Annotated in this window: 18 protein-coding genes and 1 pseudogene; 7 read left to right on the top strand and 12 right to left on the bottom strand. The window is 65.1% G+C overall.

What is annotated here, in order from left to right; translation table 11 throughout:
* Positions 1-347: 347 nt before the first annotated feature.
* Positions 348-962, bottom strand: coding sequence for a TetR/AcrR family transcriptional regulator (locus AB0H00_RS11940; protein ID WP_357264808.1), 615 nt, complete (start codon positions 960-962; stop codon positions 348-350).
* A gap of 90 nt (positions 963-1052) precedes the next feature.
* On the opposite strand from AB0H00_RS11940, the gene AB0H00_RS11935 reads away from it, so the two are divergent.
* The gene (locus tag AB0H00_RS11935) at positions 1053-1445 is read left to right on the top strand and encodes a nuclear transport factor 2 family protein (RefSeq protein WP_357264806.1); all 393 of its coding nucleotides are present in this window, start codon (positions 1053-1055) and stop codon (positions 1443-1445) included.
* The gene (locus AB0H00_RS11930) at positions 1442-1942 is read left to right on the top strand and encodes a DUF3237 domain-containing protein (RefSeq protein WP_357264804.1); all 501 of its coding nucleotides are present in this window, start codon (positions 1442-1444) and stop codon (positions 1940-1942) included. The genes AB0H00_RS11935 and AB0H00_RS11930 overlap by 4 nt, the downstream gene beginning before the upstream one ends.
* Before the next feature lie 564 nt (positions 1943-2506).
* Here AB0H00_RS11930 and AB0H00_RS11925 read toward each other — a convergent pair.
* The 3 genes from AB0H00_RS11925 to AB0H00_RS11915 all read right to left on the bottom strand — a co-directional run bounded on the left by AB0H00_RS11925 (position 2507) and on the right by AB0H00_RS11915 (position 4736).
* On the bottom strand, positions 2507-3373 hold the full coding sequence (locus AB0H00_RS11925) for a hypothetical protein (RefSeq protein ID WP_357264802.1): 867 nt from the start codon (positions 3371-3373) through the stop codon (positions 2507-2509).
* 329 nt (positions 3374-3702) lie between these two features.
* Positions 3703-4431 (bottom strand): hypothetical protein, encoded by a 729-nt coding sequence (locus tag AB0H00_RS11920; protein WP_357264800.1) that lies wholly within the window; start codon positions 4429-4431, stop codon positions 3703-3705.
* A gap of 152 nt (positions 4432-4583) precedes the next feature.
* Positions 4584-4736, bottom strand: a complete 153-nt coding sequence (locus tag AB0H00_RS11915; protein WP_357264798.1) for a hypothetical protein — start codon at positions 4734-4736, stop codon at positions 4584-4586.
* Between the two features lie 480 nt (positions 4737-5216).
* On the opposite strand from AB0H00_RS11915, the gene AB0H00_RS11910 reads away from it, so the two are divergent.
* Positions 5217-6590 carry an FAD-dependent oxidoreductase gene (locus AB0H00_RS11910; protein ID WP_357264796.1) on the top strand — a complete coding sequence of 458 codons (1374 nt, stop codon included), beginning with the start codon at positions 5217-5219 and terminating at the stop codon, positions 6588-6590.
* Here AB0H00_RS11910 and AB0H00_RS11905 read toward each other — a convergent pair.
* Together AB0H00_RS11905 and AB0H00_RS11900 are read right to left on the bottom strand one after the other, a co-directional pair.
* Complete coding sequence (locus AB0H00_RS11905; RefSeq protein ID WP_357264794.1) at positions 6587-6991, bottom strand: ankyrin repeat domain-containing protein; 405 nt, start codon at positions 6989-6991, stop codon at positions 6587-6589. The genes AB0H00_RS11910 and AB0H00_RS11905 overlap by 4 nt on opposite strands.
* A gap of 43 nt (positions 6992-7034) precedes the next feature.
* The gene (locus AB0H00_RS11900) at positions 7035-7664 is read right to left on the bottom strand and encodes a UdgX family uracil-DNA binding protein (protein WP_357264792.1); all 630 of its coding nucleotides are present in this window, start codon (positions 7662-7664) and stop codon (positions 7035-7037) included.
* 219 nt (positions 7665-7883) lie between these two features.
* Between AB0H00_RS11900 and AB0H00_RS11895 the strand changes: the two genes are divergently transcribed.
* Both AB0H00_RS11895 and AB0H00_RS11890 read left to right on the top strand, forming a co-directional pair.
* Complete coding sequence (locus AB0H00_RS11895; RefSeq protein WP_357264790.1) at positions 7884-9176, top strand: glycosyltransferase 87 family protein; 1293 nt, start codon at positions 7884-7886, stop codon at positions 9174-9176.
* Positions 9177-9287: 111 nt separating this feature from the next.
* Positions 9288-9485 carry a KGG domain-containing protein gene (locus AB0H00_RS11890; RefSeq protein WP_357264788.1) on the top strand — a complete coding sequence of 66 codons (198 nt, stop codon included), beginning with the start codon at positions 9288-9290 and terminating at the stop codon, positions 9483-9485.
* Positions 9486-9814: 329 nt separating this feature from the next.
* Here AB0H00_RS11890 and AB0H00_RS11885 read toward each other — a convergent pair whose 3' ends face one another.
* The 3 genes from AB0H00_RS11885 to AB0H00_RS11875 all read right to left on the bottom strand — a co-directional run bounded on the left by AB0H00_RS11885 (position 9815) and on the right by AB0H00_RS11875 (position 11289).
* Positions 9815-10255 (bottom strand): nuclear transport factor 2 family protein, encoded by a 441-nt coding sequence (locus AB0H00_RS11885; RefSeq protein WP_357264786.1) that lies wholly within the window; start codon positions 10253-10255, stop codon positions 9815-9817.
* Between the two features lie 88 nt (positions 10256-10343).
* Positions 10344-10535 (bottom strand): hypothetical protein, encoded by a 192-nt coding sequence (locus AB0H00_RS11880; RefSeq protein ID WP_357264784.1) that lies wholly within the window; start codon positions 10533-10535, stop codon positions 10344-10346.
* A 475-nt stretch (positions 10536-11010) separates the two neighbouring features.
* The gene (locus tag AB0H00_RS11875) at positions 11011-11289 is read right to left on the bottom strand and encodes an ANTAR domain-containing protein (protein WP_357264782.1); all 279 of its coding nucleotides are present in this window, start codon (positions 11287-11289) and stop codon (positions 11011-11013) included.
* A gap of 180 nt (positions 11290-11469) precedes the next feature.
* Here AB0H00_RS11875 and AB0H00_RS11870 point away from each other — a divergent pair, with 180 nt between their 5' ends.
* Entirely contained in the window at positions 11470-11748 is a 279-nt protein-coding gene (locus AB0H00_RS11870; protein ID WP_357264780.1) for a hypothetical protein, read from the top strand.
* 73 nt (positions 11749-11821) lie between these two features.
* Here the strand turns inward: AB0H00_RS11870 and AB0H00_RS11865 are convergent, their stop codons facing one another.
* From AB0H00_RS11865 to AB0H00_RS11855, 3 genes and pseudogenes are all read right to left on the bottom strand, one after another.
* On the bottom strand, positions 11822-12022 hold the full coding sequence (locus AB0H00_RS11865) for a hypothetical protein (RefSeq protein WP_357264778.1): 201 nt from the start codon (positions 12020-12022) through the stop codon (positions 11822-11824).
* A gap of 180 nt (positions 12023-12202) precedes the next feature.
* Complete coding sequence (locus AB0H00_RS11860; RefSeq protein ID WP_357264776.1) at positions 12203-12433, bottom strand: hypothetical protein; 231 nt, start codon at positions 12431-12433, stop codon at positions 12203-12205.
* Positions 12434-12506: 73 nt separating this feature from the next.
* Positions 12507-12785 (bottom strand): annotated as a pseudogene (locus AB0H00_RS11855) (class I SAM-dependent methyltransferase); the annotation flags it as partial.
* Positions 12786-13135: 350 nt separating this feature from the next.
* Between AB0H00_RS11855 and AB0H00_RS11850 the strand changes: the two are divergent.
* A complete protein-coding gene (locus AB0H00_RS11850; protein ID WP_357264774.1) occupies positions 13136-14281 on the top strand; it encodes a hypothetical protein in 1146 nt (381 codons plus the stop codon).
* The last annotated feature ends 378 nt before the right edge of the window (positions 14282-14659 follow it).

Raw genomic sequence — 14659 nt, 5'->3', positions numbered from 1 at the left:
GCCATATGGTCGCGCAGCGTGGTGATCGCCTCGACAGGCGGAAGCGCGATCGGTTGCCCTGGAAGCGCATACAGCCGACCAAGCGTTTGCTACGCTCGGCGAATGATCTCCACGGTGGTCTGCGGATTGACCGTCGAAAACGCCAGGCTCCGGGCTAGCTGCTGGTTGCGCCAACCGTCCAGCATCGTGGTGAACACCTGCTCGTCCGGCCGCCGCAGTGAGACGCCATCAACCAGCTGCAGCCGCGCCGCAGTCCTGTCTCATCGAAGTTGAGGCATGGCGTCGTTCTGACCTGGGGTGCCTCAACTTCGTGAGACGGCATGGCGTGTCTCGTTGTTGTGAGGCAATTATCGGCTGGCCGACGCTCCGTCGCCCGTTTGCTGGTCGACGGCCAATAGGCGATTGACCGCGTTACGGGCGCGGGTCAGGGCGTCCTTGCGGCGGAGAAGCTGGCGATCGTGATTCGCCTGAAGCACCATGGCGTGCAGTTCGAAGACGAGCTGCTCGACGTCCGTGTCTGAGGGAAGCTCGCGCAGGCGCAGGGCAAGTTCGACGTCGCGTTGAAGCAAGGCGTCGGCCCGGGCGACGGCGTCGGCTACCGCGTCTCGGAGGGGTCCCGATCGACCGTCGAGTTCGCTTGCGGCAGCGACGAAAAAGCATCCGCCCTCAAATGTCTCCAGGTAGTCGATCCATAACGACATCAGCGCCCGTAGTCGCGCGAGCCCGGCGGGCTCGCGCTCGGCAGGTAGCAGAACATCGCGCTCGAAGACCTGCGATGCCGCCGCGACGATCGAGAGTTGGAGTTCCTGCTTGGTGCCGAAGAGGGCCTGGATGCCGCTCTTGCTGGTGCGCAGAGCATCCGCCAAGCGTCCGAGCGTCAGACCCTCGATCCCTTCGACCGATGCGATGTGCATCGCGCGATCGACGATCGCGCCGCGGCGTGCGTCACCTATTCGAGTCATGTATACGATCGTACCGAACTATACGACCATACGTATTGACACGTACGAGCGTATCCCTTAGTTTTCGTGGAACCGACTTGAGGAGTTTCAATGGCAAGCCCGGATCTTTTGGCGATCGCGAAGCGATATTTCGCCGCTTGGGAGGTGCGCGACATCGATGCGATCGTTGCTCTGCACACCCCACGCTCGCAGTTCCAGGCCCATGGTCGTGGTGCTGCGGTCCATGGCCGCGAGGCTCTGCGTCGTGAGTTCGCGCAGGTCTTCGAGCTCTACCCGGGCTTCGGCTTCGAGGAGCGGCGTGTGCTTTTCGGGAGCGGCCATTGGGTTCTGGACTGGACGCTGACGTTCCAGCGGCCTGGCGAAGATCGTCGGGGCGTTCACTGTCTCGACGTCGTCGAGGTGGCGTCCGACGGTCTCGTCGCGCGCAAGGACACGTTCTTCGACTTCGCCGAGCTGAAGGCCGCGTTCGGGGGTGCCGCATGACTACCGTCGACAAAACCACGCCAATATTCGATCGGGCGTTGCTCGATGCGTTGCCGGTCGAGCATCTCTGCGATCTCAGCATCGATCTGGAGCCAGCCCAGATGATCTCGACCCCGCTCGGTACCCGTATGACTTTCGTGACCAAGGGCGGTCGCTTCCACGGGCCCCGCTTCCGGGGCGAAATGCTGCCCGGGGGCGGTGACTGGGTGTGGTTGGGAGCCGACGGAATCAGTCGTATGGACGTTCGCGCGACCCTGCGCACCGACGACGGTGTGCTAATCCACTACGAGTCGAACGGGGTGCTCCGATTCCCGCCCGATGGTCGTCAGCGTCTGGCCGACGGGCAGCGGCTGTCGGTCGACGAGAGCTACGTGCGACCAACGCCAAGGTTCGAGACCTCTGACGAGCGCTACTCCTGGCTGTGCGGTCTGGTCGTGGTTGGCTATGGCGAATACGGTCAAGGCCGCATCGACCACCGGATGTATCGGATTCTGTAGCAGCACTTCGCCCGCGGCGCGAGGTGACCACTATGAGGTGGCGCGTGTTGTGCGGCGGACTGCGAGCGGGCGAGGTCCTGGCGTAGACGCCGAACCTTCGGCGGGGGTATCGCCAGCGGGGGTCGGCGAGCACATGGGCCGGATCGACCGTTTCCGGGTCGGTGACGATCGGGTTGCTCGGGTGGCTGGGCAGCAGCATTCGGGTAAGTGGGACATCGCCGAGCAGTGCCTGAACCAGGGGTATGCGCCGGGAGCGGTAGAGGCCGCGTCGCGCCCATAGTTCGGTGATGTGGGCCGTGTCGGCGAAAGCCTCGACGGTGCGGACGTTGCCGCGTACGCGGCATGCGTTACAGGTTCGACATGCGGAAACGTCCAGCCGCTGAAGGTATCTCGCGAACGAAAGTCTCCGGACACCGTTGTGACGCGGACTCGCATCTGACGCGACATTCTCGCATTGATGCGGACTCTATCGATCGCCGATGACCATGCCACCTGATCAGGTTGTATGCCGAACATCGTTGGGTTTTCGGCGAGTTCTACCGCAACCCGTGTAGCGGCGGTCGATCAGCAGTCGATCTCGTATCGATACCACTGCCGGGGGTTGCCGTCCTCGTGCAACCAGAGATTCGCGTCGCGCCCGATCTTTCCCCGCGCCCAGCCTGCCGGTGGCCGCCGGCCGCCGGGCAGAGCCAGGATTTCCGTGCCGGTCTCGGTTACCACCCCATCCTGGCCGCGGGCTTTGCGGATCGCCCAAACCGGCGTGTCGTTGCGGCGGTATTGGTCCAGAAAGGCGAGTGCGGAATCCGATACCGCTAGGCCGGAGCATCCCGTAATTGGATTTGGTGTGATCGACCGAACCCGGCTCGCATCGACCTCGACTAGTGGGAATTTGGTGTACGGGCAGGCGTGGACCAGCGCCCGGCCGACGTTGAGCGCGTAGCAGTCACACCAGTCGACTGCGTTGCCGGTGTCGTTGTAGGCGAACCAGGGGGTGCCGTCAGGGTCGTTCCAGCGGGCTAGCCCGACCATGTAGCTGACTGACCACGTGCCATCCAACATAGCGAATCTGTAGGTGGCTTCGTCGAAGTAGGTGATCCAGATCCTGCCGGGGGGATCGGTCAACAACTGCGCGATACCGTCTCCAGCGTAGAAGGCCCCCGCTCGCGTGCCGTCGCCATCGAAGGCAATGATGTTGCGGGTCAGACTGGTTTCATGCGCCGGGTCGGATCGCTCATGTGGATGTTGGATATTCGCGGCAGCGATACGTGCAGCGCCCAGAATGACGCCATCACCTAAGGCATCGATTTTGGAGAACCATTGATCGAGGCCGTAGAGGGGAATCTGGTGCTCGTCGTCCCCGTCGCAGATGACGACGGTCGCGTCGAAAAGCGGTATCGGTGGCTCCCAAGGCCCACGGCGGCGCCACGGCAAGGTCGCCGCCCCATTCTGGGCAGGATCGACAAGCAAGGCAAGTAGCCGACCACGGTGGTCGATAGTAGAGGCGAGGACATCGAATCGTGCGTAGCGCTCCGGCAGGGTTGCATGTAGCGCAAGGTTGCGACTATCGGCGATTGGCCTTTCCGGTTGTCATGTGCTCAATCATGGCACGGCCCACTACCGACTGCCGATTAACCTGGCCTGATCAGGGCGTATGCCGAACATTGGATTCTTCGGCGAGTTTCACCGCAACCCCGGTAGGCTCAGCCGCGCGAACCTGCCGATGACGCAAAGGCCCACGGCACTACCCGGCGTCGAATCCGTCAAGCCCGCAGTTTCGATACCCAGGCGGGCTGCCCGTCGACGAGGCCGAGCTCGAATTCCTCGGGCGCGTCGAGCACCGTGGTCAACTGTTGATGTGCCTGCTCGGCCGAGATGTCCGCGGGAAACCGGATGAAGTCGAGTGTGACGCCGGAAATTCGGGCGCGGAACCCGTACTCGAATTCGTACTGGGCGCAGTAGGTGAGTGCGATCCTGCCCTGCCAGTCGATGTCATGCCTGCCGTCGGCGCGTCGGGTGAAGAACACTTCCTGGTCGGCGACCGAGTCGTGCCCGAGCAGATAGATGTTGAATGCGAGGTCTTCGACATCGTCGAACTCGGCGAGGGGAAGGGGATCCACCGTCAGCCGTTGCGGCTGCGCCGCTTTCAGCAGAAACGGGCGGCCGGGCTCGGCGGCGCGAAAGCCGGTCCCCTCATCCTCGCCCCAGTACGTCGACGACAGTGTGCAGCGGTGATAGTTCTGCCAGACGATCCGCGACGTCCAGTCTTTTTGGGCCTCACCGTGGTCCGGCTCCCCTTCGGCGTCGTCGTCGGGTGCCTGTTCGGCATCGTACTCCGTGGACTGCAGGTGCAGATCGAACCACAGGTCACCGGCCGGATCCAAGCGGCCGGTCCAGGCGAATTCCTCGATCGCATGCCCCTCGGGCCACGGATTTCCCGGGAATACAATCCTTCCGGTGGGTGAAATACGCTCCACGTTGGTCCTTTCCATGCCGACGAACCCTAGTGGCCGGAACCGACAAATTCGAAATGCCGGTTCCCGGCTGTGCAGGTCGGTCAGACGATGACGCGCGCCCTCGTCTTCCTGTCCGGGTGGTTCGTTCACCGTCCGCTTCGGGCCGGTGAACCAGGTTCGCGCCGATATCAGCCACCTCCCGCGCCTGCCACGCCGACCAGGGAGACACACGCGTAATTCACAGTGCTCCCGGCGAACTCGCTGTTCCACGCATAGCGGCGGTCGTCGATGAGCGGGATGAACAGGAAGCTGATCAGCACCATCCAAATCAGCGCGACCACACCGACCGGCAGGTACCACGCGCCGAGTTACCTTGGGCCGGTGCGGAGTCGGGCGCTGTGCAGCTGGCGCAGCAGAACTGGGATGCCGTACACGATATACAAACCAATGGTTGCGATCGACGTGGCCGCCGCGTACGTGGTCGACGCGCTCGCCGCGGGCACCAGCATCGACGGAATCAGCAGGACGAAGGTGAAAAACCGATGCCGTAACTGCCCAATCCATCGGTCGAATGGAGACGATGGTGAAGCTGATGGCGAAATTCGAGAATCCCGACCACGATCTGGCCAGTTCTTGATAACGCTTTGCCAGAAGATCAGTGTGTAATACGCACGGGTGGTTCGCACGGCAACCAGAAGTCCGCGAATGGCGGTGACACTGGAATCGGATAGCGCGACTACCACACGGTGCATGCGGGATGACCGGGTTCGTCAGGCCGCCCCGGCACACGCCCGGTAGCTGTCCGTCGTAGCGTGAGGACTATGAGCGAGCGACTGGTGGTCATCGGCGGTGACGCGACGGGCATGTCGGCGGCCTCGCAGGCGCGCAGAATGAAAGATACGAGCGAGTTGGGGATCGTCGTCTTCGAACGTGGCCGGTTCACCTCGTTCTCCGCCTGCGGTATTCCATACTGGGTCGGCGGCGACGTAGCCGACCGGGACGCCCTGATCGCCCGCACACCCGAGGAACACCGAGCCCGCGACATCGACCTGCGACTGAGTACCGAGGTGACCGAGATCGACGTCGACGGTTCGCGGGTTCGTTCCCGCGACCTGACGTCCGGTGGCGAGTCTTGGACGGCCTACAGCCACCTCGTGATCGCCACCGGCGCCCGCCCGATCCGCCCGCCGCTGCCTGGCATCGACGCCGACGGCGTCCACGGCGTGCAGACCCTCGACGACGGCCAAGCGCTGATCGAGACGCTGGAGCGGGCCGAAGGCAACCGCGCCGTGGTGGTGGGTGCCGGCTACATCGGCGTCGAGATGGCGGAGGCGTTGATCCGGCGCGGCTACGACGTCACAATGGTCAACCGCGGCGCCGAGCCGATGTCCACCCTCGATCCGGACATGGGCGCCTTGGTTCGTGACGCGATGTGCGGACTGGGCATCAAAATCGTGTGCCATGCGGAAGTGACCGAAATTCGGACCGGGGACAACGGGCGGGTAGCCGCGGTAGTGACGGACACCGCCGAGTACCCCGCCGACGTCGTGGTGCTCGGCATCGGTGTCCGTCCGGAAACGGAGCTTGCCCGCGCGGCCGGTTTGCCGCTGGGCGAGCGCGGTGGTCTGCTCACGGATCTGGCCATGCGGGTGCGCGGCCGGACGAACGTCTGGGCGGGCGGCGATTGCGTCGAAGTGCTCGATTTGGTCTCCGGCCGCGAACGTCATATCCCGCTCGGCACCCACGCCAACAAGCACGGTCAGATCATCGGCGCGGGCGTCGGCGGGGGGTACGCGACCTTTCCCGGTGTGGTCGGCACCGCGGTCAGCAAGGTATGCGACCTGGAGGTGGCGCGAACAGGCTTGCGCGAAAAGGACGCTCTCGCCGCAGGCCTGCAATACGTGGCGGTGACCGTCGAATCCACCAGTCGTTCGGGCTATTACCCTGGTTCGGCGACAATGACGGTGAAGATGCTCGCCGAGCGCCACACCGGCCGCCTGCTCGGCGTGCAGATCGTGGGGCGCGAAGGTGCGGGCAAGCGCGTCGACATCGCCGCGGTCGCACTGACCGCCGGGATGACCGTCGAGCAGATGACCACCTTGGACCTCGGCTACGCACCACCATTCTCACCGGTGTGGGACCCGGTTCTGGTGGCGGCCCGCAAAGCGGTCACCGCCGTCCGGAAGCGGGGTTAGCGCCGCGCTGAGCCCCCGAACAGCTCGAGCAGCTCGGTCTTGCCGAACATAACGGCGGCGTCGCGCGCCGACGGCGTGCCCGCGTCCGGGTCGGCGCCTGCCGCGGCGAGCTGCCGCACGATCTCCGTTTGGCCTTTGAAAACCGCCCCGGCCAATGGCGTTTGGCCCTTGCCGTTGGCGCGGTTCGGGTCGGCCGACCGCTCCAGCAGCGTCGCGACGGCGGCGCCGTGACCGTGATACGTGGCGAGCATGAGCGGTGTGTCGCCCGCGTCGTTGGTGAGGTTCACCGGCACGCCCGCGTCCACGAGGGCGGCCAAGCCCGCCGCGTCACCGCGTCGAGCGCAGTCGAAGACCTTCCCGGCCAGCTCGATCAGTTCCGGATCAATCTCGTCATCGGTCACGGGCCCATTCCTACCACGTGATCGTCTTCGTCGACTGGGATCTTCAGCGGGCCGCCGCGGACTTTCCCAGTTGTGCCCGGACAGTCCGCAGATCGGCGACGAATGCCTCGTACGCCGCGGCCCGGTCGGGGGCGCGCAACACCGACGACGGGTGCACCGTGGCGATTACCCGGTAGTCCGTGGCGTCGATGACCTGACCGCGTCGCGTACTGACCTTGAACGACGCACCGAGTACCGCCTGCGCGGCTATCGCGCCAAGGCACACCACCAATCTCGGTCGCACCAGTCCGAGTTCGGCGGTCAGCCATGCAGAACAGGCGACCACCTCGGTCCGACCCGGCTGTTTGTGGATCCGCCGCTTACCCCGCTCGACGAATTTGAAGTGCTTCACCGCGTTGGTGAGGTAGACCGCGTCGCGGTCGATGTCGACCTCCGCCAGCGCCCGATCGAGTAATCGGCCCGCGGGACCGACGAAGGGCTGGCCGACCACGTCCTCCTGGTCGCCGGGCTGCTCGCCGATCAGTACCGCGTCCGCGGTCTCAGGGCCCGCACCGAACACCGTCTGTGTGGCGTGCCGGTACAGATCGCACCCGCGACAGCCACAAGCCGCCCGCCGCAGCTGTGTCAGGTCCGCACCCTCGGGAACGAACTCCGTGGCGCCGGGCGTCTTCATTGCTCGGCCCCGTTCATTGCTCGGCCCTGCCCGCCGCTCCCCGCGCCTACCAGGGCTGCGTTCGCCGATACCGGCATGATGCCGACCTCCTCTGCTGGCGTGGACTGTTGGCGATTTACCCGTTTTCACCGCCATCACGCGTCCGGCGCACCGATCTCGCGCCGAATGTTCCCTCCCACCTGCTGGACGAGCGGACACGGGTCGGTATAGTCGCCGCGGATGAGTAGTGTCACGGCCACCACCGATACGCCGATGTCCCAGAACCGTCGACTCGGGCGTGCGGTGCGGCTGGCACCTGTCCTCTCGGTCGCGTTCTCCGCGTTCTGTCTCCTGACACCGGTCTGGCCGTTCCACAAGATCACCGGCGGGTTCATCGACCTGCAGGTGTATCGCTTGGGTGTCGATGCGCTGCGCCGCGGTGCGGATATGTACGGGCAGCTGCCACAGACCACCATCGGCGCCGGCCTTCCGTTCATCTATCCGCCATTCGCCGCGCTCGCGCTGAGTCCGTTCGCGATGCTGCCCTGGGACGTGGCCGCCCTGACCTTCTTCGTCTCCTCGGTGGCCGCGCTCGCGATCACGCTCTACCTGGTTGCGCGGCGGGTATGGCCGGACGAGGCGCAGCGCAGGCTCGCGGTCTGGGCGACCGCATGCGCGACGCCGCTCGGACTGCTGCTGGAGCCGATTCATTCGACGCTGGACTTCGGTCAGGTCAACCTGCTGCTGATGGCGCTGGTCGCCGCGGACTGCCTGACGCACAAGCCGCGCTGGCGCCGGGGCATGCTGATCGGTATCGCCGCCGCGATCAAACTGACACCCGCGGCATTCGTGCTGTACTTCCTGGTGCGCAGGGACTACCGCGCCGCCGCTACGGCCGCCGTCACCGGTGCGGCCGCGACAGCGGTCGGCTTCGCGATCCTGCCGAAGGAGTCGGTCAAGTACTGGTTCGGCGGTCTCGGGAACGTGTCCGGGCTGAGCGGGTCGGCATTCCACACCAACCAGTCGATTCAGGCGGTATTCTCCCGGCTCGAGGTGCCCGAACCCGCCTTCACCACGGTCTGGCTCGTGCTCGGCACCCTGCTGCTCGTACTGGTCGTCGTCGCGATGCGCCGGGCGGCCGACTTCCCCGCGCTGGCGCTGGCCATCAACGCCGTGTTCACCCTGCTGGTCTCGCCGATCTCCTGGTCGCACCACTGGGTATGGATCGCACCCGCGCTGTTCGCCCTCGTCGGCTACACCACCCGCCTTTCGGGCCGACGGGCGATCGGCTGGTGGGTGACGATCCTGGTCACCACGGCAGTCTTCGTGATCGGTCCGCAGAACTGGCTGCCCGACGGCGAGCACCGTGAATCCGCCTGGACGCCATGGCAGCATGTCATCGGCAACACCTATGTCTGGTTCAGTGTTGTGCTGGTCGTGCTTTATCTGCTGAGCGCAAGGCGGGTCGCGGCATCGCGAAATGTGGATCGGCCACGCGACGAGAACACCCTGACACCGCACCCTCAGCCTTGACCTCCGTGCACGCCGCTGTGTTTGCCCGCTGGATCCTCGGGTAGCGCCCACAGTGACGGCATCCTGCCGTCGCCGGAAGGAATCACCTGAGGGGCAAGGAGGGACGACACGATGGCCAACGCCCACCGCGGCTTTGCCGCCATGGACGAAGACCAGCAGCGCAAGATCGCCAGCCAGGGTGGCAAGGCGAGCAGCGGCAGCTTCGACAACGATCCCAAGCGTGCCAGTGAGGCCGGCAAGAAAGGTGCCGCGGCCCAGCCCATCGAGGCGAAGCGCCGCGGCGGAGAGAACAGTCACCGGAATCGCTGACTCTCGACAACGATGGGCGAGGCTGCCCGCCTCGCCCATCGCCTGCTTCGGCGACGCGATGCGACGAGTACCTACCTGGTCCAGCGGGCCACAGATTCGCTTATGCCTGACTGATGGCCAGCAGGCGGAGCGTGCCACTGAGAGTTCCATCGGCGGTCACCACCGACGTGCCACGAGGAGGGCGGTCGGGTGGATACCGGCCGTCCCGGCGCGGGCGGCCGGTGTTCGGCATCGCCGGTCCGGAGGTACAAAATCCCTTGTGCGGCATCAGCGCTCGGTCCCCGGGCGAGAGGGAGTTCGGCCCAGCGTGTCGGATCCGACGGGTCAACTCATCCTTGGGCCGACGGCGCGACGAAGAGGAAGCTTTTCTCCTCGACTCGCTTCTTGATCCGCCACTGCGCGTCGACCCGAATGAATGTGTCCAGGTACCACAACCCGCACAGCATCATGCTCGGCGGACCGTCGCCGCCGGACACGATCATCGGGTTGTGGCACATCGTGCGGCCGGTGGCCGTGTCACCGTCGACGACGATGGACGAGTTGCTGATGAGGTGTTGGAACGCAGGAAAATTCGGCAGGACCGACGCGAGAAACTTCTTCGTGGATTCCAGGTCGCCCACCGATCCACCCATGGCCGAGTAGTCGATGTGCGCGTCGGGCGTGAATAGGTCGTCCAACAGATCCCATTGCTTGGTATCGACCGCGTGCGAATACCGCACCAGCAGATCCTCGATCTCCAGTCGGTCCGAAATCTCCTGCAACGACAGCATGCACGCCTCCGAGTAACGCCGGTACCTCAGCCACCAGGATTCGAGGCCGAGGGCAAGGGGTGGCGAGGCTACGCCGGAGGCGGTCTCGTTATGCCTTGCGCGGCAGGATGTTCAGTACGAGAGCGAGCCCAGCCATGATACTGAGGCAGGCCACGAGGGTGGGGAACACAGCCTGCGTGATCGCCGCGATGCCGATCGAAAAGGCAAGGCACGTGGACAAAGCGAGCGCGCCGGTTCCCGGTTCCACACCGGCGATCCGGGTTGGTCGGTGATCCGTCATAGTTATGTGATACCCACAGTCGGCCGTTACGAAACCGTGATGGCTAGTCGTTTTTCCGTTCCAGATGATCGCCGCGTCGAAGCCTCAGGGGTGGGAGGGGGCATGACCGTCGCAGTGCAGACCCTCCTCGCCGGGGACGACATCGGGATCGCGGCATCGACGCGGCACACGGCGACGTGCGGGGCCGGCGGCCGAGTGCCGACATCCGATGTCGTCGTGTGCGACGCAGTCCTGCAGTGGATGCCGGACCTCCCGAAGCTGCTGTCGGAGTGGGTGCCGCAACCGGCCGCTTGTGCGTGGGCGGCCATTCAGGTTCCCGGCAATTTCGACACAAAGTCGCACGGCGCGCCGGCTGCCGTTGCGTCGAGTGTTCGCTGGCGCGCAGAACAGGTAGTGGCCGGGCATATCGGCCGATACCCGCCGGACAGCCGCACGTCCGCCGAAATTTTGGGAAAGGGCCGGCTCGTCCATGCGCCTACCGGAGTCGTTCGTGGGCGGTCGACAGCAAGTGGGTGACTCTGCTTCGCAGCTCGGTGGTGACCGCGGGGAGGCCGACCGACGGTAGTTCGGCGGCTACTTTGGCGGCCAAGACCCGCAGCTTGGTGTTGGTTTCCTGGGAGCGCACCCGAAGGATGGCGAACGCCTCCTCGGCGTCCAGCCCGTAGACCAGCATCACGGCCCCTTTGGCCTGCTCGATCACCGCTCGTGCGGCCACCGGATCCAGGTCACCGGGTGCTGTGACATCGTCGCTCACACCCAGGCACTACCCGTCTTCGGCGACCTGACACCGGTTCGCGGCCCCGAAGTCGATCGCACGCACAACGTCGACCGCCGGTCGGAGGGTTGACGGATTGCGCGGGGGTAGCGATACTTCCATCGTCATAGCGATTGCGTATAGCTTGTCCGGCGGCAACGCATGGGAGACAGATCAACGATGATCAATACGGCGATCGAAGAATTGTTGATGGCTCAGGTGAGCAACCCCGAGCCCGAAGCCCCACCCAACTCGGACAAAATTCTGCTGCTTGTCCGATATTTCACGTGGTTCGTGATTCTCTCGGGCGTCACGGGAATTATGTACGCAGGCGGGAGATTCGCTTGGGAAAAATGGAACGGCGGTCCGCTTGCTTCGGCGAAGATGGTAGCGGGTGGCATGCTCGGCGGTGTCATCGCCACCAGTGCCGGAACGATCATGAACGCACTGATCAGCTGACAGCGTGCCCGACAGCCTGGTGGAGCACCGCTCGGCTCCGCCAGGCTGTCCTGTGCAGGTGGAGGGATCCGCGCTAGTCGGCGAGCTCGAGCTCGACCAGCTGGCTCGGCGTGAACGACTTCTCCCGCCGGTTGGACTCCACCCCGAAGACCGCGACCACGAGGTCGCCGCCCGGCTGAACCACGCCCGCCTGCGCAAGCTCGCCGTACCCCACGACGGACTCGCCGATATGGTCGGCGAGTTCCGCCGCGGGAATTCGAATTGTCCTGCTCACTTGGCACCTCTCATCGAGAGTCGAATCGTCGCTTCGGCCGGATTCGATCCTATCCGCGAAAAACGGCACCGGCCCGCCTCCTCGGCCTTCGGATCACCCGGAACCGGTCGGGATGGTGGGAAACTCCGCCGTCCGAGCGGAAAATGTCTGCGCGATAACGATTTACACTCGCCGCTTTGATCAGTTCGCTGTAGTGGTCAGTGTGAGCACGTCGGCGACCTTCGCCTGGAAGTGCAGGCAGCTGCGGAAGTCCTCGGCGTCACAGTCGAGCGCGTGCGAGAGGGTGTCGAGTGCCGCGGTGGCCTGGGCGACGCGGCGCGCGAGCTGGTCGCGATGCGCACGCAGCAAATTCCGGCGGGCCGTCCGATCTGACGCCTCGGTGAACAGGACGGAGAGGTCGTCGAGTGACAACCCGACCTGTTTGCCGAGCCAAGATTATCGCCACAGTCTCCGCGTCGTCGTCGCGGTACCTGCGACGACCTGCGCTGTCTCGCAGCGGCGCAAGCAGGCCGACATCCTCCCAGTGCCGCAGCACCCGCGCCAGCTCGGCGCCCGCCTGATCGAGGTCGGGCCATTCATGCATGCTCAGGCTCGAGACAACCAGGTCGAAGCTGTCGTCGGGGTAGGGGAGTGCGCAGACGTCGCCGACCGACAGCTCGACTGGGCTGCGCGTGAGATCGGCCGCGGCGAGATCGATCATGTGCGGCGACAGATCGACACCGTGCAGCCGCAGGTCTGAACGCCGTGACCGCAGCTGGGCCAACAGCTTTCCGGGGCCGGTCCCACCGACGCATCCGGCTTCGCGGCGGCGCCGACCTCGGTGGCGACCAGCGAGTACAGGCCACCGAGCAGCCGGGCGGCTCGCTGGTCGTAGCCCCGACTCTGCTTCACTCCGAACGTAGTCATGATTTTCCCTTTCTCGCAGTTCCCTCAGCTTGCGAGTTCAGGTCGACCTGAAGTCAAGCGGTCGACTCGGCGGGATCGCCTTCCCGAGAATGGGGAGGCTGTGATTTCTCCCTCATTTACCGTGTACTGCAATCGTCGGATCGTGGTCCCGGGGTTGTGGGGGACGAGCGTCTGATCCGCATGTGATCACTACCTTTTGGATAGGCGATGACCAGATTCGTACATTTTGTGGGCAGTTTGCCTCCGCAGTTGATGACGAGTGACAGCGACGTACTGGAATGGTTCGTCCAGCGCAGTCGTGGACATCAGTTGACCGGGCTCCCTTGCGATCTCGACCCGAACTGGGTCGTGCAGTATCTCCGGGATCGGGAGAAACACCTCGACGTGTTCGAGGTGGTGCGCGGTGGTGATTTCGCTGACTACTCCGACATGCGCAGCTACGGCGTACGCCCCGGACGTACACTCGAGCCCCGCCATGTGTCGATGGACCGCGTCGGCCGGATCGCCGAAGCTGTCACCGCGTTCCGTGAGGTGCAGAAGCGGCATCCCGAGCTCGCCGGTACGAGATTGCAGATCAGTCAGCCGAACCCGCTGGACATGGCGTTGTTCGTGTTCGCGGGCGCCGCGGTCACCGACGGTCTTCCTCTCGGGCGCGCGCTGCGGCACGCCGGAGCGGTCACGCCCGCACTACGCAACCTACCGGTGTTCGTCGAGGCCGTGCTCGCTGAAATGGCCGAGCTGACAGCGCGATACGGCGACACGCTCACGTGGCAGGTGGAGTCGCCGATCGCCCAGCTGGCACTGGTCAAGGCGACACAACTGGGCGCACAGGTGCCGGCTGGACGTCTGGTGGCGCGCCAGTTGGCGGGATTCCTCGAGCGGGCCCACGACATCGGCGCGCAGACCGTCCTCCACCTCTGTTACGGCGACTACCAGCACAAAGAACTACTCGCCCCGCGGACCATCGCGCCGGCCGTGAACCTGTTGAACGCCACCGCACGAAGACTGCGCAAACGCGGTGTGCCGCTGCCACCCGCACACATTCCCTGCGCCTATGGCGCCCACCCCGCGCCGCTCGACCCAGCGTTCTACCGGCCGCTCCACCGCCTGAACAAGGACTGGCGATTGATCGCCGGTGTCGTGTCACCATCCGACACCGAACGCAGCCTCCGAAGCCTCGCGCTGTTCGAGCAGGCGTCCCGCCGAACCGCCTACGGCGTCGCGACGGCCTGCGGCCTCGGACGAAGCACTGTCGAGGATGCCGAACATGCCGCCGCGGCCACCGTGGCGACTGCAGACGGCGATTCTCCGATCGCACCGTCCGACCTGCAAACGATGCAACGCGAAGGTTGATCGTCAGTCGACTGCTGACGAGCTACAACGCGGCCATCAATGGAACCATTTGCCCGAGCGCGGAGCGCCTCGCGTTCGAGCATAACGCCGCCGCCCGGCGTCGTGACCTGGGTGCGACGCCTGCCCACGTCATCGGGAAGCGTGGGCAGGCGTCGACAACACCTATTGGATTGGGCCCCCATATTCGGCTCGCTTGCGCGGGCTTATCAGGGGTGGCCTCACAGGCAGAAGGCGGCACTGCCGAATGTCACACAGAAACCGACTGATCCGACGACAGGAGTGGCTGAGGTCGACACGGGATCGGCGGCGGGAGTCGTACTGGCCCAAGCTGCGGGAGCGGCGACGGTACCGAGGGACAAGGCCATGGCGGTCGTAGCG

This window comes from Nocardia sp. NPDC023852 (assembly GCF_040639505.1).
In the GTDB taxonomy this organism is placed as follows: Bacteria; Actinomycetota; Actinomycetes; order Mycobacteriales; family Mycobacteriaceae; genus Nocardia.
The sequence above is the reverse complement of the archived record's forward strand: the minus strand, read 5'-3'. Positions and strand labels throughout refer to the sequence as shown.